At 52.2% G+C, this 26,889-nt stretch carries 21 protein-coding genes and 1 pseudogene; 13 read left to right on the forward strand and 9 right to left on the reverse strand.

The window, feature by feature from the left end; translation table 11 throughout:
• A complete protein-coding gene (gene glmS, locus BAY1663_RS04155; protein WP_037038156.1) occupies positions 1 to 1,836 on the forward strand; it encodes a glutamine--fructose-6-phosphate transaminase (isomerizing) in 1,836 nt (611 codons plus the stop codon).
• A 167-nt stretch (positions 1,837 to 2,003) separates the two neighbouring features.
• Positions 2,004 to 3,149 carry a hypothetical protein gene (locus BAY1663_RS23280; RefSeq protein ID WP_128576068.1) on the forward strand — a complete coding sequence of 382 codons (1,146 nt, stop codon included), beginning with the start codon at positions 2,004 to 2,006 and terminating at the stop codon, positions 3,147 to 3,149.
• 218 nt (positions 3,150 to 3,367) lie between these two features.
• On the opposite strand, the gene BAY1663_RS23285 is transcribed toward BAY1663_RS23280, so the two are convergent.
• The 3 genes from BAY1663_RS23285 to BAY1663_RS23295 all read right to left on the reverse strand — a co-directional run bounded on the left by BAY1663_RS23285 (position 3,368) and on the right by BAY1663_RS23295 (position 6,099).
• Positions 3,368 to 3,976: a DUF6088 family protein gene (locus tag BAY1663_RS23285; RefSeq protein ID WP_128576070.1), complete on the reverse strand. Its 609-nt coding sequence runs from the start codon at positions 3,974 to 3,976 to the stop codon at positions 3,368 to 3,370.
• A gap of 11 nt (positions 3,977 to 3,987) precedes the next feature.
• Entirely contained in the window at positions 3,988 to 4,251 is a 264-nt protein-coding gene (locus BAY1663_RS25680; RefSeq protein ID WP_071534601.1) for a BPSL0761 family protein, read from the reverse strand.
• 96 nt (positions 4,252 to 4,347) lie between these two features.
• Complete coding sequence (locus tag BAY1663_RS23295) at positions 4,348 to 6,099, reverse strand: TnsD family Tn7-like transposition protein (RefSeq protein ID WP_128576072.1); 1,752 nt, start codon at positions 6,097 to 6,099, stop codon at positions 4,348 to 4,350.
• A 666-nt stretch (positions 6,100 to 6,765) separates the two neighbouring features.
• Here BAY1663_RS23295 and BAY1663_RS22920 point away from each other — a divergent pair.
• Genes BAY1663_RS22920 through BAY1663_RS04170 form a run of 3 tightly spaced genes read left to right on the forward strand, consistent with a single transcriptional unit; the run spans position 6,766 to position 11,077 of the window.
• Positions 6,766 to 7,728, forward strand: coding sequence for a hypothetical protein (locus BAY1663_RS22920; RefSeq protein WP_051497067.1), 963 nt, complete (start codon positions 6,766 to 6,768; stop codon positions 7,726 to 7,728).
• Positions 7,725 to 9,731 carry a hypothetical protein gene (locus tag BAY1663_RS24960; protein WP_033997546.1) on the forward strand — a complete coding sequence of 669 codons (2,007 nt, stop codon included), beginning with the start codon at positions 7,725 to 7,727 and terminating at the stop codon, positions 9,729 to 9,731. Before BAY1663_RS22920 ends, BAY1663_RS24960 begins: the two co-directional genes overlap by 4 nt.
• Positions 9,728 to 11,077: a hypothetical protein gene (locus tag BAY1663_RS04170; protein ID WP_033874681.1), complete on the forward strand. Its 1,350-nt coding sequence runs from the start codon at positions 9,728 to 9,730 to the stop codon at positions 11,075 to 11,077. Before BAY1663_RS24960 ends, BAY1663_RS04170 begins: the two co-directional genes overlap by 4 nt.
• Before the next feature lie 206 nt (positions 11,078 to 11,283).
• Here BAY1663_RS04170 and BAY1663_RS04175 read toward each other — a convergent pair whose 3' ends face one another.
• The 3 genes from BAY1663_RS04175 to BAY1663_RS04185 all read right to left on the reverse strand — a co-directional run bounded on the left by BAY1663_RS04175 (position 11,284) and on the right by BAY1663_RS04185 (position 15,979).
• On the reverse strand, positions 11,284 to 12,231 hold the full coding sequence (locus BAY1663_RS04175) for a hypothetical protein (RefSeq protein WP_037038161.1): 948 nt from the start codon (positions 12,229 to 12,231) through the stop codon (positions 11,284 to 11,286).
• 24 nt (positions 12,232 to 12,255) lie between these two features.
• Complete coding sequence (gene drt2 / locus BAY1663_RS04180; protein WP_037038163.1) at positions 12,256 to 13,539, reverse strand: antiviral reverse transcriptase Drt2; 1,284 nt, start codon at positions 13,537 to 13,539, stop codon at positions 12,256 to 12,258.
• Positions 13,540 to 14,089: 550 nt separating this feature from the next.
• Positions 14,090 to 15,979, reverse strand: coding sequence for an ATP-binding protein (locus BAY1663_RS04185; protein ID WP_218186648.1), 1,890 nt, complete (start codon positions 15,977 to 15,979; stop codon positions 14,090 to 14,092).
• A gap of 230 nt (positions 15,980 to 16,209) precedes the next feature.
• Between BAY1663_RS04185 and BAY1663_RS04190 the strand changes: the two genes are divergently transcribed.
• The 3 genes from BAY1663_RS04190 (at position 16,210) to BAY1663_RS04200 (ending at position 18,501) form a co-directional block, all read left to right on the forward strand.
• Positions 16,210 to 17,076: a hypothetical protein gene (locus tag BAY1663_RS04190; protein ID WP_037038164.1), complete on the forward strand. Its 867-nt coding sequence runs from the start codon at positions 16,210 to 16,212 to the stop codon at positions 17,074 to 17,076.
• 23 nt (positions 17,077 to 17,099) lie between these two features.
• Positions 17,100 to 17,834, forward strand: a complete 735-nt coding sequence (locus BAY1663_RS04195; protein ID WP_128576074.1) for a hypothetical protein — start codon at positions 17,100 to 17,102, stop codon at positions 17,832 to 17,834.
• A 295-nt stretch (positions 17,835 to 18,129) separates the two neighbouring features.
• Positions 18,130 to 18,501, forward strand: coding sequence for a hypothetical protein (locus BAY1663_RS04200; protein WP_371257583.1), 372 nt, complete (start codon positions 18,130 to 18,132; stop codon positions 18,499 to 18,501).
• Between the two features lie 66 nt (positions 18,502 to 18,567).
• Here the strand turns inward: BAY1663_RS04200 and BAY1663_RS04205 are convergent, their stop codons facing one another.
• Positions 18,568 to 20,064 (reverse strand): hypothetical protein, encoded by a 1,497-nt coding sequence (locus BAY1663_RS04205; protein ID WP_037038166.1) that lies wholly within the window; start codon positions 20,062 to 20,064, stop codon positions 18,568 to 18,570.
• 688 nt (positions 20,065 to 20,752) lie between these two features.
• Between BAY1663_RS04205 and BAY1663_RS04210 the strand changes: the two genes are divergently transcribed.
• The 5 genes from BAY1663_RS04210 to BAY1663_RS04225 all read left to right on the forward strand — a co-directional run bounded on the left by BAY1663_RS04210 (position 20,753) and on the right by BAY1663_RS04225 (position 25,136).
• The gene (locus BAY1663_RS04210) at positions 20,753 to 22,606 is read left to right on the forward strand and encodes a DEAD/DEAH box helicase (protein ID WP_037038168.1); all 1,854 of its coding nucleotides are present in this window, start codon (positions 20,753 to 20,755) and stop codon (positions 22,604 to 22,606) included.
• A complete protein-coding gene (locus BAY1663_RS04215) occupies positions 22,603 to 23,031 on the forward strand; it encodes a hypothetical protein (RefSeq protein WP_037038170.1) in 429 nt (142 codons plus the stop codon). The genes BAY1663_RS04210 and BAY1663_RS04215 overlap by 4 nt, the downstream gene beginning before the upstream one ends.
• 170 nt (positions 23,032 to 23,201) lie before the next feature.
• Complete coding sequence (locus BAY1663_RS04220) at positions 23,202 to 23,891, forward strand: hypothetical protein (RefSeq protein WP_128576076.1); 690 nt, start codon at positions 23,202 to 23,204, stop codon at positions 23,889 to 23,891.
• Between the two features lie 137 nt (positions 23,892 to 24,028).
• Positions 24,029 to 24,724, forward strand: a complete 696-nt coding sequence (locus BAY1663_RS25815) for a YiiX/YebB-like N1pC/P60 family cysteine hydrolase (RefSeq protein WP_371257584.1) — start codon at positions 24,029 to 24,031, stop codon at positions 24,722 to 24,724.
• 91 nt (positions 24,725 to 24,815) lie between these two features.
• A complete protein-coding gene (locus BAY1663_RS04225; protein WP_037038173.1) occupies positions 24,816 to 25,136 on the forward strand; it encodes a hypothetical protein in 321 nt (106 codons plus the stop codon).
• 648 nt (positions 25,137 to 25,784) lie between these two features.
• Here BAY1663_RS04225 and map read toward each other — a convergent pair.
• Positions 25,785 to 26,560 (reverse strand): annotated as a pseudogene (map, locus tag BAY1663_RS04230) (type I methionyl aminopeptidase).
• Entirely contained in the window at positions 26,557 to 26,769 is a 213-nt protein-coding gene (locus BAY1663_RS04235; protein ID WP_037038174.1) for a ParD-like family protein, read from the reverse strand. Before BAY1663_RS04235 ends, map begins: the two are co-directional and overlap by 4 nt.
• Between the last annotated feature and the right edge of the window lie 120 nt (positions 26,770 to 26,889).

A 26,889-nucleotide genomic window follows, 5' to 3' on the forward strand; every position in this document is an offset into this window, starting at 1 on the left:
ATGTGTGGCATCGTTGGCGCCGTCGCCGAACGCAACATCACCGCGATCCTTCTCGAGGGCCTCAAGCGCCTGGAATACCGGGGCTACGACAGCGCCGGCATCGCCGTGCTGAATGCCGCCGGCGCGCTGCAGCGCCTGCGCCGTTCCGGCAAGGTGGCGGAACTGGAGCAGGCCCAGGCGCAGGCGCAGCTGTCCGGCCGCCTGGGCATCGCCCATACCCGCTGGGCCACCCACGGCGCGCCGTGCGAGCGCAATGCCCACCCGCATTTTTCCGGCGACGACCTGGCGGTGGTGCACAACGGCATCATCGAGAACCACGAGGCGCTGCGCGAACGGCTCAAGGCGCTCGGCTACGTCTTCGTTTCCGACACCGATACCGAAGTCATCGTGCATCTGTTGCAGCACAAGCTCGACGAGCTCGGTGACCTGACCGTCGCGCTCAAGGCCACGGTCAAGGACCTGCACGGCGCCTACGGCCTGGCGGTGATCAGCGCCAAGCAACCCGATCGCCTGCTCGCCGCACGCAGCGGCAGCCCGCTGGTGATCGGCCTGGGCCTGGGCGAGAACTTCCTCGCCTCCGACCAGCTGGCGCTGCGCCAGGTCACCGACCGCTTCATGTACCTGGAGGAGGGCGATATCGCCGAGATCCGCCGCGACAGCGTGCAGATCTGGGATGTCGACGGCCAGCCGGTACAGCGCGAGGCCGTGCAGTACCACGAGGGCGCCGAGGCGGCGGACAAGGGCGAATACCGCCACTTCATGCTCAAGGAAATCCACGAACAGCCCAAGGTCGTGCAGCGTACCCTGGAAGGCCGTCTCGGCGAGCGCCAGGTACTGGTGCAGGCCTTCGGCCCGCAGGCCGCCGAGCTGTTCGCCCGGGTGCGCAACGTGCAGATCGTCGCCTGCGGCACCAGCTACCACGCCGGCATGGTCGCGCGTTACTGGCTGGAGGAGCTGGCCGGGATTCCCTGCCAGGTCGAGGTGGCTAGCGAGTTCCGCTACCGCAAGGTGGTGGTGCAGCCGGACACCCTGTTCGTCACCATCTCCCAGTCCGGCGAGACCGCCGACACCCTGGCCGCGCTGCGCAACGCCAAGGCGCTGGGCTACCTGGCCAGCCTGGCGATCTGTAACGTCGGCATCAGCTCGCTGGTACGCGAGTCCGACCTCACGCTGCTGACCCAGGCCGGCCCGGAGATTGGCGTGGCCTCGACCAAGGCCTTCACCACCCAATTGGTAGGATTGATGTTGCTGACCCTGGCGCTGGGCCAGGTGCACGGCAGCCTCGACGCCGCCCGGGAAGCCGAGCTGATCGAGGAATTGCGCCGGCTGCCGACCCGCCTGGGCGAGGCGCTGGCGATGGATACCACGGTGGAGAAGATTGCCGAGCATTTCGCCGAGAAGCACCACACCCTGTTCCTCGGCCGCGGTGCGCAGTATCCGGTGGCGATGGAGGGCGCGCTCAAGCTCAAGGAAATCTCTTACATCCACGCCGAGGCCTATCCGGCCGGCGAACTCAAGCACGGCCCGCTGGCGCTGGTCGACGCCGACATGCCGGTGGTCACCGTGGCGCCGAACAACGAGCTGGTGGAGAAGCTCAAGTCCAACCTGCAGGAAGTGCGCGCGCGCGGCGGCGAACTGATCGTCTTCGCCGACCGCGAGGCTGGCATCGAGAACGGCGAGGGTACCTTCCTGGTGAACATGCCGCATATCCACGATGCGCTGGCGCCGATCCTCTACACCCTGCCGCTGCAGCTGCTGTCCTACTACGTCGCGGTGCTGCGCGGCACCGACGTCGACCAGCCGCGCAACCTGGCCAAGAGCGTCACCGTCGAGTGAGGACTGGCTCCTGCTGAAGCTGTTGGTTTTAGACAATAAAAACTGTCGCTAAACAATAAAAACTGTCGCAGAAGGTGGGGGGCCGACCGGGCTCACCACCTGTTACGAACATCTGCACCCTAGCATCGCTCGTTGGTCAGTCCGTCAATCCCATCTGCAGGATAGCCATGCTTTTGCGTATCCAAAGCGATGAGTCTCTGCGCTCATTTATCGCGCGAAACATATTTCTGAATTGGCATGATCCCGAGATAAAGGCTCTTGATCGCCTAACAAAATTTGCTGTCTGTTCTAATGATGTAAAAGTAATAGCTGCGGCTATGGGGTGGTTTGGTTGTTATGGCTTCAACCGTCTTCTTCACCACCACACCTTCTACCCGAGGTATTCAATTTTTAAAAGCAGCCAAGATATTTCTTATTCACACACAGAATATCGCTCCCAATACCATCATTTCGAGTCGGATCGTGTTTCCGCAGCCTTTTGCCCGGAGTGTGTGAAAGAGGATTTGAACGTCCTCGGTTTTTCATATTGGCGAAGAGCACCCCGCCCAGACATCAAGGTTTGCGCCAAACATAATGTTCATCTAGTGAGCAACTGCCCATTCTGCGGCAGGACCTTTGCCTATAAGGGCCATGGTTTGGAGGTAATGTGGAAGGGCTGCGCTGGCCGTCATCTTAGTGAGATACTATCTGTCAAGAATGAAGACTCCTTAGAGCTAAAAAAGGCAAAATTTTTTAAGGACGTTTTTGATTTCGGTTTTGTTATTCCTATCGAGTCCGCCTTATTAGCAGTGAATGATAAATTCTTGTGTTTAATTTCTTCTTACGGCGAGGTTGGTAAAGGAGTAGCAGAGGAGTTAAGATCTAAGGTAAGGCACGTACTTAAGGTTATAGAGGCACATGCCGCTGAGAACAATGCAATGTTTCTTAGTGAATATTCAGGCTTGGCTTTGGACTCAGTTTTATTTCTTTACGAGAGTTTTAATCATTTTCTGGAGGATGTGAAGCGTTATAGGTATGAGCCTCGCCCGGTATCCTCCCTTTGGTCTACTTATCGGGCTTGGGGTAGCGAGTCCGCTCAATATGTTGAAGAGGATTATGTTCATGGCGTAGGTCACTGGTTGTGCCCGTACCCATCTCCTCTCTCTCAACTTAGCCATAGTAACGACAGATATGATCGCCCGACGCTGTACCCGTGTTGCAATTTTCCATCGCCTCGCCGGAAGGGGCATCAGCTGAGTCCAAGGAGAGTTGGCCCTCCTTTACCAGCGGTTCCGGTGCTGGCCAATCACAAAGATAGCAGCTCAGGAACTTAACCGTTAGCCAGGATCTGGGCGCAGCCAGAGAATCATGAAGCAGTTCGAAAATGTCGTTGCGCAGTTGAATAAATGACGCGTCTCGCATCGGCGCAGATAGGTCGCTTTTCCTTGAACTGGAAGATAGAGATTGTTGGCGAATGACGATTAGTTGGAGTCTCCTCAAAGCGGCGTACACGCCACCCACGTGCTGTAGCCGCTGACGATACTGCGTGTGGCTATTTGTGTGTGTTCAAGGCAGTCCCTAATGCTTCGTGCATCCATATCGGCAATCTGCAGTTCATTAATGTAACCAGTTCGTCAGCACTAAGCGCTCTTTTTATTTTTTCGACGTGATCCGGCTTAGACCCTCCTTTTCCTAAATACAGCAAAGCGCTGATAGCCATGCCAACACGAGTTCCAGGGTGCTGCAAAGTCATTGGTGCGGCATGCACGAGTCTGACTTCGGCATTCCCGACAAACAGAGATCTGCTGGGGCCGCTAGTGTAATAAATTGGGATGAGTGGCATTTGAGTGCTGAGTCCGAATCCTCTGATGGCATTAGCGCCATGGATCTGCAGCGTCCAACTGTTCTGCTTGGCAAGCAGTTTTACCAAGTCCAAAACCGAGGGACGAACCCAGCCGGTGTACGGGCTTCGCTTTGGCCGCATGTAGATGCCGGGATAAACGCGCTCGAGCTCGCCTACGCTTACGAGCCGGGCGCAAGCCTTTGAAATAGCGTTCTTCGTTCCCAAGGCTGCAAAGCGCCTGATGCTGAAGACCCGCCCTTTGGGCATGCGCCGGACCTGCTGTGCCACGCGATATGAGACCGGAAGTTTAGAATCCATGTGGCGAATCACTATTTCGGTGGCTCCAATGACGAGCTCAGCAAGGTCTGATGCCAGGCAATCACACGTCTTCGAAATTCGTCGTCAGGGGTGTCGCTTTCCAAACATTCCTCTAGCCGCCCCAACGAAAATATCTGATCGGCAGATGGATAGTGCCTGAGAAGACTCTTCGCATAGCTCCGGATATCCTGAGGCAGTTCGGGGCTACGAGTTAGCTCTCTCAGAAATTCTTCAGTTTTGATGATGGCACGGGTTCTTTCATGGGGAAGGGTCAATTAAGCGATCTCCAAATGACAGTTTTCACCTGAAATACCTGACTAACCTGCATGCTTCAAGACATCTACTCCAGTGATGCTCCTATCAGTAAAAGATTAATGCAGCTTGGAAGGCTGGTGGCAGTTCTTTACTTTTTGTAATAGCGCACGTGTGCGCGGGTATTGATTGCGAGATTTTAGACAGATAGATAGCTCGGGTGCTAGCGTATAAATATCCTTGTTGCTAACTTTACTACTTCTAATAGAGCAAGGGTCTTCATTAAGTTTCGTTATAAGAAGAGCTTCTAGTGCCTCGTCCCTTAAGGCCCAGTCAACTTTTGAGTTGTTTCCAGTTCTCCCGGTTGGAAGTCTCTCTGTTTCTTTTAGTAACCAAGACTTATCATTGCGATAAAGCCATGCGTAGAGCTTGGGGTTTTCGGAGCGTACGAGTTTAGCGCTAGAGTTAGGGTGTTTTTTGATCAAGGATTTCCATTCTGACCTATTTTTTAATAGGGTTTTGTTGTGTGTGGATTCTGTCCAAGCTTTTTTAACTAACGCCTCAGATCTGAGAAGTTTATTAACTGTTGATATGGTCAGTTTGAATTCTGAGCAAATAAGTTTTTTTGGAGTACCTTTGCGAAGCCGTCTCAATATTTCAGATCGGGTATGAGGTTTGAGGACTTTCGGTTTAAGTTTTTGCGGTAATGTCTCCGTAGACTCCGCAGATCCTTCAAATTGTAAGTATTGACCTACCCTCCCGAATTGAACAGATTGTTTTTCTGCTTTTTCTGCTTTTTCTGCTTTTTCTGCTTTTTCTGCTTTTTCTGCTTTTTCTGCTTTTTCTGCTTTTTCTGCTTTTTCTGCTTTTTCTGCTTTTTCTGCTTTTTCTGCTTTTTCTGCTTTCGCACAGTCGTAGGCATCAATGAAATCGCGGACTTGTCCGAACAGCCAATTGATCATCACGAGGTGCTTGAGCGGATGACTGTGGCCGCGAGGATTCCTGACAAGATGCTCTATGTAGGTACGAGCCTTTTGCGCAGTATGAGGTAGCGACGTAAGAGAGTGGTAAGGCTGAAGCAATGCAGCATATTTGGCCAGTGATGGCGCTGCCTTCTGTGAAATTGAATTTAGAAAGTCCATTTCTTGAAGAGTGTTGCGATAGACCGAGCTTACAATAAATGGGTCAAAGGATCTGACATTTCCAAGAGCAGCCAAATCAAGAACGGAATTTGATAACTGTAGAAGAGCATGTTGGGTAATGGAATTGAAACCTGCAAAGTCCCATGATGTCAGATCGCCTTTGTCTGGCAAAGTCCAACGAAAGCGCCCAGACCATTGCCTATTATGGATGCTTTCCTGAAGCATCTGCTTATGTATAGGGCAGATGCTTACGCCTGGATATTGATGGCAAAGATGCCAGTAAGAAGTTCCGTGGTTATTAATGTCAGCATCAATACAGGCGTGACATGCTTTTAAAGGATGTTCTGCGCCAAAGCGCCCTGTTACCAGGCCAAGCTTGTATTTAATTGATCCAAGCTGCAATCCCTTCATTATATTTAGGGCTGCCTGGATGTGTTCCTGTGACTGGAACGGACGAAAAAAGGGGAAGATGGTTCTTCGAGAGATAATCACGTCTGGATCACCTAGCACCGCCCGCATCGGGTGTCGGAGCGCGTCCAAACTGTGCGGAAAATCATGAGGTAGTGAATTACCCTCTGACTGGAATAATCCACGAAACGTAGTCATCGCGTCAGGGCTGCCCCAAATCACATGATGACGACTACAAACGCTAAAAAATGTCTCATCCTCCAGCCAATTTAAGGCGACAGTTGGCTGCCAATGTACAGAGCCTTGATCATAGATTCGCATAAGCCGCTCACCTTTCCAAAGCAATGAGGATAGTAGTACGTCTATGCTCTTGAGATAACTTGAGGAGATAAGAAAATTTAGTGTCACTATTTTTTGTTATAAAGTCTACGGTAAACCGTAGACTGTCTAAATTCCTAATTCTCCAAACCACCTAGTAACAGTGTGTTTTTAAAAAAATTGCGTAAAATTGCGTGCAAATCCGCCTCCGGAGGCGGATTTTTTCGCCATTTTTTTGTTGTCAGCCTACTTTTTCCGGCGTTAACATGCCCCGCTCTCACGCGAGATTAGAACTTCTAGGACATATAAAATCCTAGGAATCAGCCACTCTTGTGGGCGACGAGGGTTACGTTGGTTGGTTTGAGAGGAAGAAGTGAATATGTGACATCTAGCCAATCAAGGAGAGCCAAAAGCTAGATAGACAAAGGCCCAAGTGCGACCTTGGGCCTCCGTGGAAACGTCAGATTTGACTGCCTGACCTTTCCATTGTCTATCCGCTCAGTGCGGGGCGTCAAGCCTCGTATGTTCTCGCTCATCCTTAGAAAAGTTTTGATCGTGAATGGCGAGGCTTAAGAATGCCCACCTCGGATAAATGGTTTCGCGCCGTCTATAGCCATTTTTGAAAATGACTAGCGCGTTGAACAGCCCGATGACATTGGAATTTAAGGGATGACCCCTCAGCAGAGATTTGAGCTGATAGTAAGCCGGCAAGGCCGCTTTAGGTGGGGGGAAATCTATACGCCTTCCACACTGGCTGTTACTCGTGAAGCGCCAAAGGGTTCTCGTATAAGTCGGCTGAACAGCCGGAAACTTGGGAGAACGCTACATGTTTTGTCCACCCCTGAGCGAGTGTTCGCTCAGCTCGCGCTTTATCATCCTGAACTTATTGATATTCACGAACAAAAAATGTTGTCGCCCGTAACGACGATTCATCCTTTACATGGTCACCCTTTGACAGTTGGTACATTTCCACCGCCATTGCGTGGAACGCTAGAAATTGCAACGCAGATTGGATTCAAGCATCACGAGATTGTAGTTACTAACTCCAGTGGCGAGCGTAAGAAAGTACCATTTCCCTATCAAGGGGATCTTCTGCTCTTTATGGCTAGCCACACGGGGATACCTTATGCCGTGAATTGGTCTGTGAAGGATGTAAGAAATGCTTTTTCGGAAAGACGGCTCTCAAGCGCCAAGAGCCCAATTCAGCAGAAGAAAGATAGAGATCATGCTCAACTCAGAGCCAAGCTTGAGTTGGAGTATTACGCTAGCGCAGGAATAAGGACGGTTCAAGTCTCCTTAGATATGATTGATCCGGTAGTCATAGCTAATCTGGATCTACTCTTTAGTATGCACGAACTCTCAGTAACGCACGATTCTACCGTAATGTCGGATTTTAGTTGCTCGCTACAGGAAGCTTTTGCGAATGGGATACCGCTGGCACATGTGGCTCTTCAGTACGGTGCTCGTTGGGGGTGTCGTGATCAGTTTATTGCAGCGATCTATCAGGATATTTGGAGTCGGAAATTATCGATAAATTTCTTCGAGCCAATACTAATAGATCATCCGCTCAAACCATCAGAACAAGACCTACTGTCAGTATATGGCAGCCTGTTCGTGGAGTTTGAAGCATGATGCTAGGAGCGCGAATTGTCGCGCCTCAGGGTTTCAAGTGTTTTGATCAAGGACAAGCTTATCATTTTCTTAATAGCGACTCTGATCGAAACCGAGTCAGGCTTGTCTTGTTTGCCAATGAAAACGAAGATGTGAGTGTAGAGCTTATTACAGTTTCTAGGATTGATTTTGAGGAAGGTCTTGAACAGGGTTTTTTGGTTGAAGACGCTCGAGATGACTACCCGCCGTGGTTAGGACCTATTCAAGGTTATTCTGTCTCTCACTTGGAGCGCCGTAGAATCTCCACGAAGGAAAGTTATAGCCAGAAGGTAGATCGTAGATATATGGCTATTTCGGAGTTGATAGCTAATTATCTGATTGTAATTAGTAGCGATAATCCCAATGCTATTATCAATGCTCACGCCAAGAAATCTATTCCACAGCAGAATGCGAGGAGGCTTAGGCTGTGGTTCTATAGTTATATTGTTTTTGGTTTTAATAAATGGGCGTTAATGCCTCCGCTTCACCGTATTGGCGGCTGGAACCGCGAGGCCCATACGAATTCAAGGAAATTAGGCAGGCCTTCTCCGAAAGGACGAAGTTCTGGGTATCCATGCACTGCTGAAATGAAAGAGAAGATTCTTTCAGGGTTCTTGAGGTTTAGATCGGCGTATGGCAGCCAAGAAAGGCTTTATAGTGATGTATTAACCAAAGAGTTTGGCTGCACCGTCGTAACAAGGGGGGATTCAAAGTCTTTCATTCATCCTGATGGAAAACCTTTTCCTTCGATTACGCAGTTCAAATATTGGGTACGCAAACTTATCAATCCGAAAGCGCTCGCCTATGAGTTAAAAGGGCCCCATATAGCGAGAGCTCAAGCCGGATCAGAGGGTAGCTTTGCTGAGAGCCTGACTAACTTGAATCAGCGTGTAGAGTTCGATGGCTATAATCTCTCTGAAAAGCTTTCAGGTATCACTGAAGGCAGTGCAGTGGATGGATTCTGCGTAGTGCGTGCGGTTTGTGGCCTATCGGGAGCCATACTGGGCATCGGCTTTTCAGAGGGTCGAGAAAACATGGAAGCCTATAGGATGGCCCTGTTTTCAATGGCTATTGATAAGGTGAAGTTTGGCGAATTATTTGGGTTGGTGATAAAGCCTGGTGAGTGGCCGAGTATAGGACTCTCCGGTAGTATCGTTTTCGATAGAGGACCTGGAGCTGGCTACGACTGCACGTCGGAAATACGCTGGCTTGGAAGTCTTGAGTTAACTCCTTCCTTTTCAGGACAGTCCAAGGCAACTGTGGAGTCGTCTCATCCACGGGATAAGAAGACGCTAGATCAGCCAAGCTATGTTCACAGTAAGTTGAACTTCGTACAGATGGCTCGACGTGAGATCATGCGTGTACTATCTGATAATCATAGCTCTGATGCGGCTATGCGGATGACGGAGGAAATGTTACTGACAGGTTTCAAACCTACACCTCACAACATTTGGTGCTATCTCGATAGTCGCGGTCGAAATAGTGCTATTGGTATGCCATATGATAGAGCTGTTAGGTTATTTCTAACCGAGCATCCTGCTACAATTAAAAAAGATGCCGTATATTTTTATGGTCGTAAATATAGATCTCAGGCGCTAGTAAACACCCGAGTGTTCGATCGTATTGCCAGAAATGGTACAGTTTCTGTTTCTGCATTCGCACTAACGATGTGCGTGCGACATATTTGGGTCGAGGTAGAAGGTTTGCTATACGAATTGGACTTTATTCGTCCTGCAAGTACACCGGAAAGTAGTGTCGATATTTCACTGCATGATCTGAAAGAAATCGACAAGATGCGTCGTGCAGTTGCGGCAGATCTTCGACATGAAAGGCCGGCGATTCAACAGGAATTTAGGGATCGATTCGAGAGAGAAACCGGAGAGGAATGGGACAGCGGTCAGCGAAAGCTAGGCCGACCCTCTAAAGGCGGTGCGGCGCTGCGGGATACGGCTGATTTCAACCGCCTCAGAGGAAAGGCAAAGTGAACGAGGTCATCAATACCCGTTTTGACGGCTGCTTGGATGTCGAGCGTATTCGCGAGCGAGTAACTGTAAAGCCCGGTGCTGTTAGAGATTTAGGTGGCAAGGACGTTTTGGTCGCTGCCGAAGCACTCGAAGGTGCTCTTAAGGAAATTTATCTACCCAATGATTTTTCCCTAGCGTTCATCAAGGAAATGGCAACGAAGGCGTCGCTGCACAGCCAGAGACTATTTTCGAGTGAAGTGGAATACATTTCTCGAATTTATAACCCCCCTGACGTGGAAGTCGCTCCTATCTGCCTGACGGGCCTAGCCGGAATAGGTAAGACCCAGACCATAGCAGCTCTGCGGAAGGTTTTGCCTCCACCTGTAGACCTCGCCTGCAACCATTTTGAGGGAAGCTTGAAGTTGACCTCTCACTGGTATGCGAGCGCCAGGGGCAAAGCTGGCGGTAGGCAGATGTTGGCGGACTTTGTTTTGGGTGATCAAAGGTCAACTAGCCATAACGTTGCTAAATTACTCGTCGAGTGCCGCCGTCGGGCAAATAGAGATGGTGTATCGCTACTCCTTCTAGAAGAAACTCAGCACATCAACGCTGGGCAGGGTGTTTCACGAGTCACAGACATCTTGTTAACGTTGGCCGCGATTGGCCCTCCGATGGTGTTTGTCTCCAACTACAGTCTTTTGCACAAGCTTTTGGGTCGCAACAGCGAAGACAAGCAGCGCCTGCTTTCGGAGCCGAGGATCATGCTACCCGATGATCCAGAGAGCTCTGGGTGGAGGAATTACATTGTTGAATGCGTTAGGGTGTCGGGCGGCCACATATCTGGATCAATTGATGACCTCGCCCACGAAATTTATAAGTCTACGTTTGGAATCAAGCGGCTCGTTGTTCAACTTATAAAGCACGCCTACATCGAGGCGCGCAGCTCCGGACGTGAGTCCCTGACTCTGTCAGACATTAGCCAGGCATATCGCTCCGTCGCATATGCGGCGAATCGGGAGGATGTGGAGGAACTGCAGCTACAAGCGCTGCAGAATCGTAGGACAGGTGGCCGGTTAGATCTTCGTTGTCCGTTTGAGCTTCCCGTAACCGTCCGATCCAACATTGTGGCATTTGCCCGCGCAGATCGAGATAACCGTGTCGTAGCCAAAGTCTTTGATTCAGCCCTTAATGAAAGCGAGCGGGCAGCTATGGATCACATTGAGAAAGCCACTTCGAAAACTACTCTGTCGACCAAGGCTCCTCGTGCTCCTCGCTTGCCAAAGGCGTCAGTCGAGGATTTGACCAGCGCCTTTCACCAATTTGTCGAGTCTACAAGCTCTCCGCCTAAACCGAAGAAGCCAAAATAAGTTCGGGTTGTAGCTACTCTCCGTGCGCGAACTAAATGCGGCCAGTTACTTGGTCAGGGTAGTGAGGGCAGGAGCCCCAGCATCCGGCTAGGACGCTGTTGGTTACCAGTGTGTTCGCCAAGAGAGCTGATTAGAATCTATGCGACCCTTACTGTGTAGGGGCGTTCTTGCTACACAGTGATAATCTGAAGTTTGTGTGTGGAGTTCTAACGTTGGCTGGATTCGGCAAACACCAGCGATAGATGATCAATGCTCAGTAGCTCAGCTCGATACACCTCAAATTGGCTGCCGTCTCTATTCTCTACGGTGCTTCTGAGCGGGTAGGCGCCGACAAAGAACGCATGTACTTGTTCTCCGGCCTTGATCGCTTTCTCCAATTCATCAATTTCTGCCAGAAAAGCCTTTCGGCGTCGGGATTCTTCGATACGCTCCTGCGGAACATACGCCCAGACACGGTATCGCTTCTTGTCCACCCACACCAATTCGGCAAAGCGCAGGCCCACGCCTTTGCCTGCGTATAGTCGTAGATCATCGATCAGGCCGTGGTAGATTAGTCCGGTTTCGTCTTGGAAATACTGGATCTTCTTGAAGAAGCGGGCAAAGGTTTTGGTCTTGTCTGCAATGGTTAAGAGTTGGTTCTTGCTGGCGTCATCCTCGGACAGATAGCAATCCACCACCAAGTCCAAATAGCGCGTGCGGGTACTCGTCTTTCGCATTTTGCCGTCGCGTGTCGAGGCGGCCCCGCTGGTGCCTGTCTCGTCATCAATCCCACTGGTCGTGGTTTCGCCTCCCCCTCCAGCGCCTTTACGGGGACGAGGAGATAAATCTAGTTCAGTTGGGAAGTCGCTGGGTTTAAAGTCGTCCTCCTGCTCCGCTGGCGAGCGGCTCGTGCCACCTGATGCGCCAGGCTGTAAAAAATCACAGTCCGGTGCATGTTCCTCCCTAGTGCGAAAGTGCAGCGCCCGTTTTGATTTGCGCGCCATGTAGATGCCGACGGGGGTGAGTAGCGCACGGCAGCGCTGATCCTCGCAAAGAAAGGTCAACTCCTGTGCATAGTGCTCGCCGTCTTCGTTGGTATACAGATCGCGTGCTTGGTAAGGGGACAACGATTTTTTGAGTTGTTCGCAATGAGCGCGGCCAAACTTCATCGCCATGGTGGGGCTCTCTAATTCGGGGCGTCATTCGCCTTGGGCGGTAGAAATACGTTCGCGGAGCCTGCTCCAGTGTGGCTTGAGCTGCTTCTTGATCGAGGGAGCGTGCATGATCCTGGCAGCCCGGTAGCCATAGGAGATGAAATTTCTCCGGCCCAGATAGGAATAGCGCTTGTACAGCTTTTTCAGAAACATCGAGCGGGGCAACTGGCCTCTGGCAATCCGCTTGGCATTGACCTTGTCCATGCATTTTTCGGCCAGCCAGATGCCTCTGTGTACACGATCTTGGTAGCGGGCTAGAGACGACGAACGCAGGTAGATGCTCGCTCCATCGAAGATAAAGCCCAGGTATTGCAGCGGTCGTTCTGATCTCAATCCTTTGGCTGACCGTGTGAATTTGCAGGTCTCCGTCTTGGCGGCCTGAATTTCCAGTCCTATTTCACTGACGCGTTGATCCACTAAGGTCTTGGCCTCTGCTTCCTTTTCCAGCGGGACAATCAGCAAAACATCGTCGCAGTATCGGTAGTAGGCACCGCCGCAGGATTGGACATAAGAGTGAATCTGTTTATCAAAGCCCATCATGTACACGTTGGACAGCAGGGCACTGATGGGAGAGCCCTGGGGGATACCCTTCTTGTCCTTGTTGGTTTCGATCAGGGCGCGATCACGCACCTTGGCCCGGAATTCATGGGGTTCGCAAATTCGCTTGCGGCCTTGCTTGGGGTTGTTCTTTGAAAGCCCCAACGCTTCGTAGACTTGGTCTCTGTAGACGAACGAAAACTTGGTGAGGGAGCGATACACTGCGTAGTGATCATCGGGCAGTTGGCTGGTGCCAAGGAGGGACTGCCAGGCAACTTTCAGGTGCACATGATCCAGGTTATCAAAGAACCCTTTGATGTCGATGGCGATGACGCAGCAGGACTCTCTCGCCGCAATATTCAGGAAGGCATCCCGAGCAAATTCGATATTGCTTTTGCCAAGGGCTCTAAACGCCAGAATGGAAGATGACCACTCCATTTCAGCCAGATGGTTCTCGTAGGCCTGGTTCAGCTGTTCGCAGTAGTACGAGTAAATGTGGCTGTCGACGTGTGCGGCGTAGGAAATAGGCCGTTCCTTTGGGTCTTTTTTGACCACCTTCCCAATGCTTTTGTCGAAAAACACCTTCTTTGTTTGTGCGACATAGCGAATGAATGGGTAAAAGGCGTGCCTGGCAACAGCTTTTGGGTTTGAGACTATGTCCAGCGCCGCAGCCTGGTTGATCGGGCGATCAAAGTGCAGGTAGCCCCGTGACTTGTACCAATTTTCTGCCATCTGCGTACATCCTTGTTCGAGCCAACCGGCCAGGCATAGGATGGCGGCAATCCTCAGCCGCCTGGCCGGATAAACTCAAATGCTCCTCACATCATCCAATCGGTCTCTGTCACCCAGTTCCGATTTCGCCGCGATTGCTAGGATCGACGTATAATGTCAGCGTCACACTTGGAGTACCTATGAAGATAAGTATCCGAGGGCTGCTGGCCGCATTGCTGGTCACCTTTGGTTGTTATACCTGGGATGCCGCCATGGGGCTTGACAGCTTGTGATGCACCTTTGGATCTATATCCAAAGCGCTTGCAGGCTAGCATAAATCTCAAGTGACATAGCAACCACCTTTGCGTTCAGACATTGGCTCTGCTTCGTCAGTCGGAGCCAATGCTGATTACAGGCATGGCCATGTCACTTGTTGTGGGTGATGGCATCATGTTGGCTCTGGGTCCATGTATCGCTGTAAGCCGGATGACGGGGTGCCGGAGCCTTATTGATAGGCGCTCTTATTCGTCAACCGCTGCGACCAGATCCCCCTGACGAACGTCTATCGGCTTCAGAAAGCTGGCGAGTTGCTCTTGCTGTTCAAGCAGAAATGGGGCGTCTTGGACTTTGGTGTAGAGGTTAAGCAGGCGTTTCTCAGCGCGAAGCAAAATAGTGTCGTAGAGCATAGGGGTAATTTTGACTCCTTCACCGTGGGTGGTGGGATCATCTTCACCTGGCTCAATGATGCTGCCGAGAATGAAACCATCCACTCGTGTGTGCTGACGAATGTGCCCTTGGCCTTCAGCTCCTTCACGTACCGCCAGACTTGCTCCCTCTCGCGGGAGCCGAGCGGTAGGTTGGTCGTCTTGAGATCCACGATCACGACATGTGCGGCGCCATTTTCGTTGTAGTCCTCATCATAGGACGCCCTGGCATAGAAGCTGACGCTGCAATCCGGTAGGGCTACAAAGTCCGGGCGGTTGCGGCTGCCTTTGCCCTGGCGGTCGCCGAACAGTTGGCGGATGACAGAGGTCATGCCCTTGTTGGAGGTGAACTCTATGGATTCGAATTGCGCACCGAACATCCACAGGCCTCGTTCGAAGAGTGGCTGCAACTCATGGACTTCATCGATTCCAGCGACCCGAATTTTGGTGCGCAGCTCTCCGATGAGTTTCAGGCGGTTCTGGATCTCGTCGAGCACGAGCTTGGCCATGCCGATTGTCCATTCGGAGAGGATGGTGTGCAGCGTGTCGTAATCGTTGGGCTCGCATTTGTGCAAGAGTTCGAGCAAACCATAGCGCGATTTGGCCTTTTCCAGCTTCGCAAGGATCGTGGAGAGCTGAACAATTTCCTGCTCGCCAAAGTTAGGACAGGTCTTTACCACTTCGTCGATAAAGGCCTCGACGCGATCTTTACTGCTAGGGGATAGGGTGTTTACGGTGTTACCGACACGCTCTATCACAGCGACGCGCTTGGCTTCACGCTCGCTTTCACCGCTGCTGTGAATGATCTGTCGGATGCGGTCTTGGACGGCCTCGCGCGTGGCGCACCAGGTTGGGTTGTCGTCCTTGAACCCACTCCAGTCTGGTGTGACTGCGTCATGCTGGTTCAGAAAGTCGGCTTGGACGATGAAGGTGAAGCGCTTGGCCTCGGAGGTGCGGCCATCGAGCACGCGCTCGTAATCGCTGCGGCTCCATTTGCAGTCGCCGACGGCACGGTTTTGCACCCACCAGGCGATGCCATGCTGTTTTGTGGTCCGGTCGGCCTTCTTGGTATCGATGTGTAGGATGATCACTTTCCCTAGATCAGGGATCTCAAGCTCCACGCTGGATAGCAGTTCGGGGATGTCACTGAAGGTGATCGGTTTTCCGTTGATCGACACCGTGAAGGCCGGGTTGGCGAGAAATCGGCTGCCGATCAGTTCGCGGGCTTGCTCTTCACTGAAATTCAGCGGAGGAATGTCGCCGTTGCCAACGATCTCGGTGCCGTGGCCTTCGACTCCCTCGGCCTTGAAGGAGATCTCTTCCAGCACCAAGGGTTCGGTAAGGGTTCGATGAACGCGACAGACGAACTCCTGGCCGTTTTTACGTGAAGTGATCAGGTATTCATCGGCAAAGCAGAAACTGGCGAAACGCCCCTTACCGTTCTTGCCAAATACGGGGCGAGGCAGTCCTTCGATGTCTTGTGGGGGCGCGGCGATAGCGCCCTGAACTGAGAGTCGGTTGTACGCAATGGTGCGCCAGATATGCTGAAACTCGTCTCGGGTCATCCCGAGGCCGTTGTCTTTGATCCTAAATTGTCGGCCCGAGTCAGCGGCTGGCCAGGCAATCTCCACTTGGGTGGCGTAAGCATCCCAGCAGTTGGCGACCAATTCGACGATGGCGGTTGCAGGGTCGGTGACGATGGCCCCCGCGTAGCTTTCGAGAAAGCGGGCGTCGTAAAGGAGAGATCGTTGCTCCATGCTGCTTGTCTTCCTTGGAGTGATTAGATCGACTTCACGTGCTCTTGAAAGGTCATTCAAGCGCCGATTCCCGAGAGATGTTATGTGACTCTTTGGAGGTATGCATCAAATAATGGGCGCGCGGCCGATCAAAATGAAACGCTGCGTAGGTGGCGCGAAGGTCGAGGATTTCGCTCTGCGCGCAAGCTGAAAACGGCCAGTTAACTGCATTCCGAAAAGTAGGATCACTGATGAACCCAGCAGGCATCGACACGAGTACGCTACTCACAATGCTTGGCTTGATTGCTGCGGTATGGTCTATCGTGCCAAGTACAGCCAGGCTCAGCTTCCGTTTGAGCCTTAGCTGGCTCGATTGGTTGGTCATCTGGGTCGTGCTGCTCATCATCCATGGGTTGTTCTTCCAACCAGTACTTACCGCACTAGGTTTTCCTACCTTCGGTCCCTGGCTGTGGGGCTTCGACAAGAGCGCTACTCAGTACCTGCTGTTCTTACTGCTCGCTACGTTCGTTTATTGGCGGTCGCGCAGAACCAGGCTGACGAGATGGAATCTCGGGCTCTTCGATGATCTGACCTCATCGCTATTGCACGCTGGAAAGCTCGAGGAGCTCACTGAGCTGCTGCAACTTCACCTTTCATCGGCGTTGAACCTAGTGGCGTCAGAAAGTGTGCGAAGCCGTCTGGCCAGCGTCATCCGGCCACCGCATCCCAACTTGCAGGTCGTCTTCCGAGACGATGGGGCCATCTCGCTTGGAGAGGCAGCTTCGACGAACTGGCTCTCCCGCAAGTGGTTTAGCTTCCGCGAATGGCTTGCCGATCTAATCGGTCCTTCGCAGCGGGTGCAGCGTCGTGCTGCCATAGTCGTGAAGCGGCTGCTTTCATCTCGCCCCCTGGTCGGCTATCTCGCCATCGCTCGGCCATACCTCTGTATTGAGCTCATGGAGCGTGCAACGCGTTTTGTTGATGATTTCCAAGACGAATTCTTCGAGGCTCTATTAGCCAACGAGGCTAGCGTCTTCTACAGCGAGCTGAAGAACAACGACAACTTCGATGGTGGCGGGCATCGCCTGGCGTTGCCTGATGAGAATCGCGCCTCATGAGGTTCTACTGCAACGACGTTAATATGGCCGCCCGACTCGGGGTTTACCGGTCTGTCGGTGAGGCTGTTTTAGCGCGGATCGACGCGGATGAGACACTTGAGAAGAGGCTCAATGGACGGTTACTGACCTTTCAAGATGTTGGTAAGCATCGTGATCCGGTTTATGCAGGCATCTGGTTTTTCAGGATCATGGTTCTGGAGGGCCTACATCAGAGGGTTGCCGACCATTTGTGGCTCCATTACATGCCTCATTTCGCGAGCCGCCTAGTCGACCGAGCTCGTGAAGTTCGGCCAGAAGATGAGAGCCATGAGTTCCCAACGCCGCTGTGCTACCTACTGTACGAAGTCGTTAGCGCTACTGCGGTGTGGATCAGGGATGCCGACGCTCTTACAAAATCGGGCGAAGTTGTCCATGCAGACCAGATGGAAGGCAACCACGTTTACATTTCCTTCGAAGCTGCGGAAGCCATTGGCCGAGTCATCCAGCCCGTCCTAATTTCATCGCGCTTAGCCCGTCGGTTCAAGGAGATGTTGCTGGGGGTGGCGCTCAGTACCCTGCGAGACTTGGAGAATCGAAAGCATCTGGCTTCATTGGCCGCTGTGATGCGACGGCATCTTATCGAGCCATACGGTTACAGAGAGCGGAACAACTACCTGCATATCCTGAAGGAGTGCTTTGATAGTCAGGATCATGTGCTTCGGGCTCACCTGGGGCGTTTTAAAGCGGATCTTGATGCTGCTCTTGAAGCTGCGTTCTGAAAGCTAGGCTACGGTCATAGTTTCAGCAGAGTCGATACCCGCCTGCATCATGGCTGAAGTTTCGGAACGGAAAATTTCAGGCTTGGAGTGGAACAGAGCAGGTGCCTGAGGTGGCCGCTAAATCGGCTAATGGTGCTACCGATCCAGGCGGGCTGAGAACTGCAGTCTGCCTTTGCTCCGAAGCGCATGCAGGCTTATTGCGGTTCTAGAGCTAAGGTCCAGAAGAAGCATCGGTGCTGGGTAGACGAATACAGACCTGTATTCAGGTGGGAGGTTGCTAATGAAGACCACAGCAATGGAACAGACCGAATCGGTCAGTGATGTACTGTGCGACGTTTGTGGCGACAGCACGCGTGTGGAAGGGTATGGGTTGCAATTCGGCACTCTGCAAGCCAGCTGGGGTTATGGTTCGGCTCATGATGGCGAGCGCTACGAAGTCCATCTTTGCGAGCCCTGCTTTTTCAGGACGATTTCCGGTCTCAAACGAGAGCGCATGGTGAACTTTATGTTCAGCGGTGAGGAGCAAGAAATCAGCGATTTCGGGCGCGTTGCTCGCGATGATTTTTCAATGACGGGGGTAGCTCGACCGCCTGATTTTGTGGTGGCCCAGCATCCTGAGCCTGGCGGGTCTCTCCCCTTGAATTGTGATATTGCTTTCCTTGGCTAGAAAGGCTTTTAGTGGCGCTGAACTAAAGGTGAGCGCCTAAGATCCCCACAAGTAGATAACGGGTCTTCACTGAGTGGGAATGAAATGGTGCTCCAGGGTTTTCAGTAGAGACTCGTCGTTCATTGATTTAGCGGCCTTCCGAACCTCCTCCGGACCGACGACGATTAGGCCAAATTTTGCGCTATTCGCATTGCGTGTTTTTTCGATTCGATGCTGTGCTTCGGCTGACAAGACCCCACTCGTCCACAGCTCAAACTGTGGCTTGGGTTTGTCCCAGTGAAGGACGTTCTTCAAGTGGTGTCTGACCCGCTTGATGCGGGTGGTTAGCCACAGTCCGACCTCTTCATCGCTCACAAGAGCGCCAGGCGCCATGCCTTTGCACTCGATGATTCTGGCTGAGATCCCTTCTTTCACGGCCCAGACATCAACTTCAGCCTTTCCATCTTCGCCTAAGCAGATTTTGTTGAGCTGAACCTCTCCGGGAAATGTTTTTCTTACGAGCTCGGCAATGATCAGTTCGAAGAACGAGCCTCGCATATTCCCCAAAGCGCCCTCGAGCTTACCAAGTCTGGTAATGACGTCGTCGAGTTTCGCTGCGTTGACGACCCCCTGCACTGCATCCGTCAACGTCTTGATCAGATCTCGGAAGGCTGCAGCGATCTCCTTTCCAAATAGAGATTCAGGCGTCGCAGGTATCACACCTGCTGTTCTAAGCTCAATGAAGGCGTCGTTATCAAAACGCTGGCCGACCAGGATGAACATGACGCGGCCGATATTTTGTAGGGCCTGAAGCGTTTGTATCTTGTGGAGGAAGGGCTTGATTGCGCTGACGCTAATGTTGTCGGTAAGGAGAACATCGCACGCGATGAACCCAGGAACGAGCTCACCTTTACGTCGTTGGGCTAGGGCGGTGCTGTAACTGGGCGCACTGAGGTCCCAGTTGAACGTACCTACGCTGGGCAGCGGATCCTCTATGGTTCCTCGGAGGGCGACACTATTAAAGCTCGCAAGAGCCAAATTTCGTAGCCACTCCTTGATGCTATCGAGCAGCACGGACTCAGCCATCAAGCGTGATCGGACACTTGCCGCAATAGCGCTGAACTCAGGGCTTTCGAGCGTCTGCCTGGTCATCACGCAAAGACCAATTCCAGGCAAGGTATTTTCGGTCAAGACCCCGGCGTCTGTTAGACGCTTGAGAGCTGCCCTTGAGGCAATATGTCCCTTTTGGGCGCTGGGAGCGCCACAGGCGATGTGGAAGTGATGAACCGGCACCATCTCGCGACAAAGGACAGAGGCCACGGCCCGCGAGTAGGTGCCCTCGACAGATAAAATCGCCTCGTAGAGGTTGTTCCAATACTCCTCCGTCCCGTACTGGCTTTTTAGATAAACAAATGCTGCCCTGTGAGGGAAGGGCAAGCTGCTTAACCGTCGAACTTCATTTTTTGGTGCTCGGCTGATGCGTTGACGAGCCGCATCCTGCGATAGGTCGTAATGAGCAACCAGGTGGCTTGCCAATTTTGTGCTCAAGCACGGACCCAGTTCCTCCAGCGCTTCGATGATCACGTCATCTCCTCACATCATGTCACAGAGCGCTATTTATAATTTAAAAACCTCTACGACGTGCATAGCAAATTCGCCTAAAAATTTTATCTATATAAATCAATAATTTAGGTTTCATTCGTTTGAGATAAAAGGAATTCTCATGTCACAGCTAGGCAAGATGCTCATCTCAGCCGTCTGTCAGAGTGCTTTTTACGGCCCGTAATAGAAGGCCATACGCGTCTGCAGCGACAGTTCCTCTACCTGCTTGGAACCGGCAAGAATTGAGGCGGAAAATTGGTCGGCCTATCCTCATGAACCGGAAGCTCCGTGGGGGGCTCAATTCGTACCGTTATCTGGGGCAGATAGCTGGCATGCAAAAGCCGCCCATGGAGCTAATGCGGTTCATTACGCTGTCTTAGCCCCCTTCTTTGGTAATCTCGGTAGTACTTTTCCGGGCATCCGCAATTGCGATGATCACTATTCATAACGATCAGTTACGTGATCGACTGCAAAACCTACCCATGATATTACTAGGCCATAATCGAAGCGACGCCGTGAAGCTCGATCAACATCCCGAAATATGGATATTTCAATGCCTATGCTCCGCAATGCCTTGTCGCCCCTTCCTTCTTATTCCTCCCGTCGCCATGTGCCCGCCATGCGTGCGCGCTCCATGGCGCTCGCCGCCCAATAGGAACCAAGACTGTCCATGAACTACTTCATCGATACGGCAGCCAATATTCTAGGGAACAACAAGCTGCGCACACCCCAGATCGAAGCCTACATCAAGGCGCAGGAGCATTTTTCCAGCTCCAATGAAGACGCTTTGATCGTGCTGCCAACCGGCACAGGAAAAAGTGGGTTGATCTCTATCGTCCCGTTCGGGCTCGCGCAAGGACGTGTGCTGATCATCACCCCAGGCCTGGTAACGAAGCAGAGCATCCGAAAGACCCAAGAGCTGCTGGAGGACAATTTTTGGATCAATTTCGACGTGATCTTCAGTGCAGAAGACTTACCGATCACATGTGAATACAACTCTCAGACGCTGCTGACGAGCCTTGAGCAAAGCCATTTCGTCTACTCGAATATTCAGCAGGTTTACAATGAACGTGGAACCTCTCTGACCAAGCGTGTGCCCGCTGACTTCTTTGACCTCATCATCATCGATGAGGGCCACCATGCGCCGGCAGGGACGTGGCAGAAAACTCTGAATCATTTCTCCAAGGCTAAGAAGATTTTTATCACAGGCACGCCATTCCGCGGTGACAAGCAAGAGGTACCCGGTAAGCTTATCCACGAAACCCCTCTTTCGGAGGTGATGCGTGATCGCTATGTGAAATGGCTGAGGAAAGAGACCGTTAACGCTCACGAGCTCTACTTTACGCTTGCCGAGCAACCAGGCGTGCGGCTCTCCAAGGATGAGGTCCTTGAGTTGAGAGACCGAGAGTGGCTGGAGCGGAGCGTGGCGCTGTCTCCAGAATGCTCAATGGATGTGATTGAGCGAAGCATCGCCAACCTCAACGATCTGCGGAAGTCTTCGCCGAACGTACCTCACAAGATACTTGCTGTCGGTTGCAGCATCACTCACGCCGAAGACCTACGCACTTGGTACCAGTCCAAGAATCTGACTGCTGCGATTGTGCACAGCGACATGGAGCAGTCTGAGATCGACACGGCGTTCCGGGTGATTGATAACCACGAATGCGATGTAGTGATCTCTGTGAACATGCTCATGGAAGGGTATGACCACCGCTACCTTACTGTACTCGCGCTGTTCCGCCCCTACCGCAGCATCAATGCTTTCGCCCAGATCGTTGGCCGCGTCTTGCGAGCAATTCCGGCGGAGGAAATAACTGCCTTTGAAATCGACAACAACGCGGTGGTGATTTACCACGAGGAAACCGGCCTAAATTCGATGTGGAGTGCCTTCCAGAAAGAGGTGGATCGGGCCAGGCATCAGCGGACACGGGAGTACACAATTACTGACGAGGAGTACACCAGGAAGGAGCATTCCCTGGCCGGCGTCTCGTCATCTGATGCGTTCGTGAGTGACCGGGATTCGTATCTTGAAGACTTGGACTTCAACAAAATCTTCTCTGAGAAACGGGCCGAGATTAACTCCATAGCGACTCAGAAGGTGCAAGCGCTGGTAGGACTGGAAGGGTACGACGCAGACGTTTTGGCACAGCTCAAAAACGTATTCATCAACGCGGAAACAAAAAAAGCCGCCCAGACGATCGATCCGAACCTCGTGGCCAAGCGGCCTGAGATCGCGCGCAAACAGCTCCGCGAGATCTTGACGAAGAAGGCTCAGGACGAAGTAGCCACCCTACTGAGCGACCTGAACATTGATGAAAAGGCGTCTACTCTCTATCCGAAATTCAGGAATCATTTGGCTGTGGCTAAGCCAAATATGCCGAACGACGGTATACTGGTGAGCTTTATCAACGCCAAGCTACTGAAAAAATTCGGCAAAGTCGCTGAACGCGACAATAGCTCACTGTCCAAGTCGATTGAGCACGTGGAGGTGATTGTGGCTGAACTGAGGGGTATGCTGAAATGAGTCTCGAATCCATCCAAACGCTTGTCGACGAGCTCACGACTCTCCATGTCACCCGTGGGGTTCAGCCCAGTGATCTCATAGATAACCTGTTCGAAGATGCTTACGTCGAGTCAGCAGCACGAAAGATTTCGACGGGAATGATTTTCGAGATTACCTTCCTTGAGGCAGATGAGGAGGGTGGCTCGAGCAAGGTCACGATGCGCTACACCTATGATCGCAACCGTCATCTTGTCCTTGTGGAGCAGAAGATCTCAGCCAAGAAATTCAGCATCCAGTGGGATCGTTCGCAGGCGGTTCAGGAGCGGATTGGAAAACTCGAGGCGCTTCTCGTCGAGAAACTCCCGCAGGAAAAGGTCGCGAGGATCCTGTCTACCATGCCTCGTGAATTTTTGGCGCTTGCGCCTCGGCTGCAGCTGGTAGCCTGATCTCGTTCTAGCTTCTGTAAGCCTCGTAACGTGAAGTCATGCCGTCTTGGGCTTTGATCTCTAGATGTGACAGCAGGGTTGTTAGCCCGTTTTCCCAGATATAAGGTCGAGCTGCTAGAGGGGATAGCGGCGCACGTGGTGCGCTCTAGCTATCGGGAAGGTAGATCTCAATGGACATTCCATCTCAGTATGTTTTTGAGGCGCTGTCAGGGAAAGGCGTAGGCGAGCTATATCATGCTAATAGTATCGCGACTGCTTGCCAGTTTCTGAGAAGCAAGGCTTTGATGTCTCGCGGAACCGTGGAGCGCATGGGGTTGACGCAGACTGCGCAGTCCTCTGATGAAGCCGATAGGCGATATAGCATATGGTTCGATGTCTTTCTTGACTCCGTGGATATTCACGCGAGAGCGAACCGTGCCAACGCCTATGGCCCAGTTCTATTTGTCTTCGATATCGCACTAATTGATCGAAATAAGACAGGCCGGATTTGGGTAACTAAACAGAATCCGACAAAGTGGGCAGGGAGGTCGGACGAAGAAAGATGGTTTCAGAGTAAAAAAGAGCTAGATAGCGATTTTGTCAGGGGCAGGTTCGACCAGATGATCGTATTGCGGCACTGTGGCGGATCACTACCATTTGGGCGGCACCTTAAGAAAATAATCCTTGATGATCCAAAGCTGAAGACTGATGAGAACGTCAATATTTATAGCATGGCCGTAGGAGCTCTTCGGCTTGCAATGCAAGATGCCAAAATTGATATTCCCATTGAGCGTAGAAAGTGTAAAACACAATGCACGTGTAAGGCCCACTGGAAGGGTGACGATGAGCGCCTCTTCAAAATGTTTGACCCTAAGACCTAACAGGTATTTCAGACGACACCCGGTTCATCCTCTAAGCTGCAGCTCAACGTAGATTAAGTTGAACATAACGGCGTTTGCTTTTGCAGCGTGCCGCTTTGGATCTAGGCTGGGCCGAGATTCTTATAGTTCGGGAAATTATGGAAACAAAATATACCCTTGAGCGTTCTCTGCTTCAGCGAGGCGACATCATCCTCACTGCGGAGAAAACTGTGGTGAGCAAAGGAGTAAGGCTGGGTACCGCTTCGAAATACTCACATGCGGCCATATGGGTTGGCGGCACAATGATTGAGGCGGTAAGAGAGGGTGTTTTTTCTAAGAATGCGCAGAGACTCATTCTGGACAAGCCAAGCCACTGTGCTGTGCTTAGGAGCAAAGTGCCCTTGGACGATACTCAGATCGATAGGATCTGCCGTTACGCTCATGAGCAAGTCGGCTCACTATATGCCTTAGATGAGGCAACGCTTGCGCTGCCCAGGCGATTAATGAAGCTGGAGGCAACCAAGAAGCAGTTTTGCTCAAGGCTTGTTGCATTGGCCTATGCTGAAATTGATTACGATTTCATCAACCTCGGATCACCCCATTACTGTACCCCTGGCAGGTTAGCTAGAACGAAGGCATTTGAACGGGTATCTGGCATCATCAGGCCAGCTCTTTTGGGTGAGATTGAGTTTGCGCAATCACCGACCCAGTTAAAAAAACGCTCTCGACACTTTCGAATGGCTAGCGAAGGTAAGAGCCCTAGTTGCGGCAGATCAGACCCTAAAAAAATCTTTCGATATCCAGACAATAAACGACGTAGGAGGCTTACTTGTTGCTCACCCAGAGCTCGATGAAACGATCGTCAGCTTCCTGCACGAAAATGATTACCTCACTTTCTACAATCATGACGTTAAAGTAAATCCTTACCGATACAACCCTGAATGGATGACGTTGGAGCTCCGTAACTCAAAAGATCCCCAGAAATTTATAGATGAAGAGCTCGGCAAAGAGCCAAGTTTGGTCAAGCGTTATGTGGAAAATATAGAGAAAACAACCCATAATTACTTGAGCGCGCGACTTAACTATATGTTGGAGCACCTTAAGCTCTACACTAATCTTTTGACAGGTGTCTGGGTTAGGCTCAAACACATCGCCATTGCCTGCGAAGCTGTTGGTATGTGGAATTATGCACAGTTCGCTCGGCAGCTTATGAGCATTGTTCGAGGCCCGCTTGAAAAAGCAAACTTCATTATCAAAGCTGCCTAGGTTCGGATACCTATGGGCAATAATAAATAAGTTAACCCCAGCTCCTGCAACCGCCAAGCCTTGGTATTGGTACAAAGCGATGTTATTGCTTCGTACCCTTCATTGGTTTTGAAAAACTTTATACAGGCGGCATCTGTATAAGCCTGACTGCTTCGACTGTGATTTACTAAGCTGAGGCATAACCTCCTGAGCTTCAGGGTACCTGCCCATTTTGCTGCTACTGGGGAAGACAGCTTTTGGTCACAGAGACATGCGCACTGAGTCACACCGAGGCAAATTCCTGCGGCATCTAACTAAGCATGAAAAGTGGTTTGGCTACACTCAAGCTCGCGCATGGCAGAACCGGTCACTGAGGCTAAGGCAAGCGTAAAGAGACTGTATCTGGTAGAAAATTCATATGATTCAAGCGCTTATAACGCCGCGACAGTTTTTATTAGTTGATGCCTATTCTCTAAATTCGATTCGGGATGGTTGCGACAGTTTTGCGATCTTATTCGAGCATGCTGGACACCCCGGATTTCGGGGCCTGCGTGCGACAGACTTTATTGTTTAGTTCCACTGTAGGAGCGGGCCACGCCCGCGATTCGCGCGCATGGCGCGCTCCTACAACGTACTCGCCGTGCCTATCTGAACAGCATTAGCCTTTTGTCATGCGGACAAACCCGAAACCCGTTCCTCGGGGCGGAGCGTCAGGACCGCGCGCCATCGCGGGTCACCGCCACGGTGTGCTCGAACTGCGCCGACAGCTTGCCGTCGAGGGTGACCACCGTCCAACCATCGCGCTGGGTGCGTACGGCATTGCGGCCCTGGTTGAGCATGGGTTCGATGGTGAAGACCATGCCTTCGCGCAGCGTCAGGCCCGTCTTCGGTTTGCCCCAGTGCAGCACTTCGGGCGGCTCGTGCATTTCCCGGCCGATACCGTGCCCGCAATATTCCCTGACCACCGAGTAGCCATGGGCGCGGGCGTGCCGTTCGATGGCGTGGCCGATATCGCCGAGCCTGGCCCCAGGCCGCACGACTTCGATGCCTTTCCACATGGCTTCGTAAGTGACCTGCACCAGCTGCCGGGCCTGCGCCGAAACCTCGCCGATCAGATAGGTCTTGCTGGAATCGGCGATATAGCCGTTCTTCTCCAGGGTGATGTCGAAATTCACCAGATCGCCGTTCTGCAGGATCTCGCAGGCGCTGGGCACGCCGTGGCACACCACTTGGTTGCGCGAGGTGTTCATGGCGTAGGCGAAGCCGTACTGCCCCTTGCTCGCGGGGCGCGCGCCGAGCTGATTGACGATGAAATCGTCCACCAGGTCGTTGACCTGCAGGGTCGACAGGCCGAGCAGATCCAACCGATCCAGATAGCCGAACACGGATGCCAGCAACCTGCCTGACTCCGCCATCAGAGCGATTTCCTCCGGCTTCTTGGTCATGAGGCATCCGCCGCTCTGGCAGGCACCACGACACCGGCGGTGCGCATCTGCGCGGCAACCACCTCGTGGAAGCTGAGTGTTGGGTTCATTTCGCACAACATGCCGATGCGAATCCAGAAGCCGGCCTGGGCATTGATCGAGCGACAGGACACGCTGCTCGCCTTGCGAATCTGCTCGTGCAGCTCGTCATCGATATTGACGATTCCCATGGAAATCTCCGTCTAAATGAAACATATACGAATCATATAGAAATAAGGAGCGAATTTCATCTGCCCGCGTGAGCAGGCAGCGGGGCAGCGCGACCTGTTCATCCAGCGAACGGCGTAAAC

The sequence above is a fragment of the Pseudomonas sp. BAY1663 genome (assembly GCF_000582595.1).
GTDB classification, from domain to species: domain Bacteria; phylum Pseudomonadota; class Gammaproteobacteria; order Pseudomonadales; family Pseudomonadaceae; genus Stutzerimonas; species Stutzerimonas stutzeri_AF.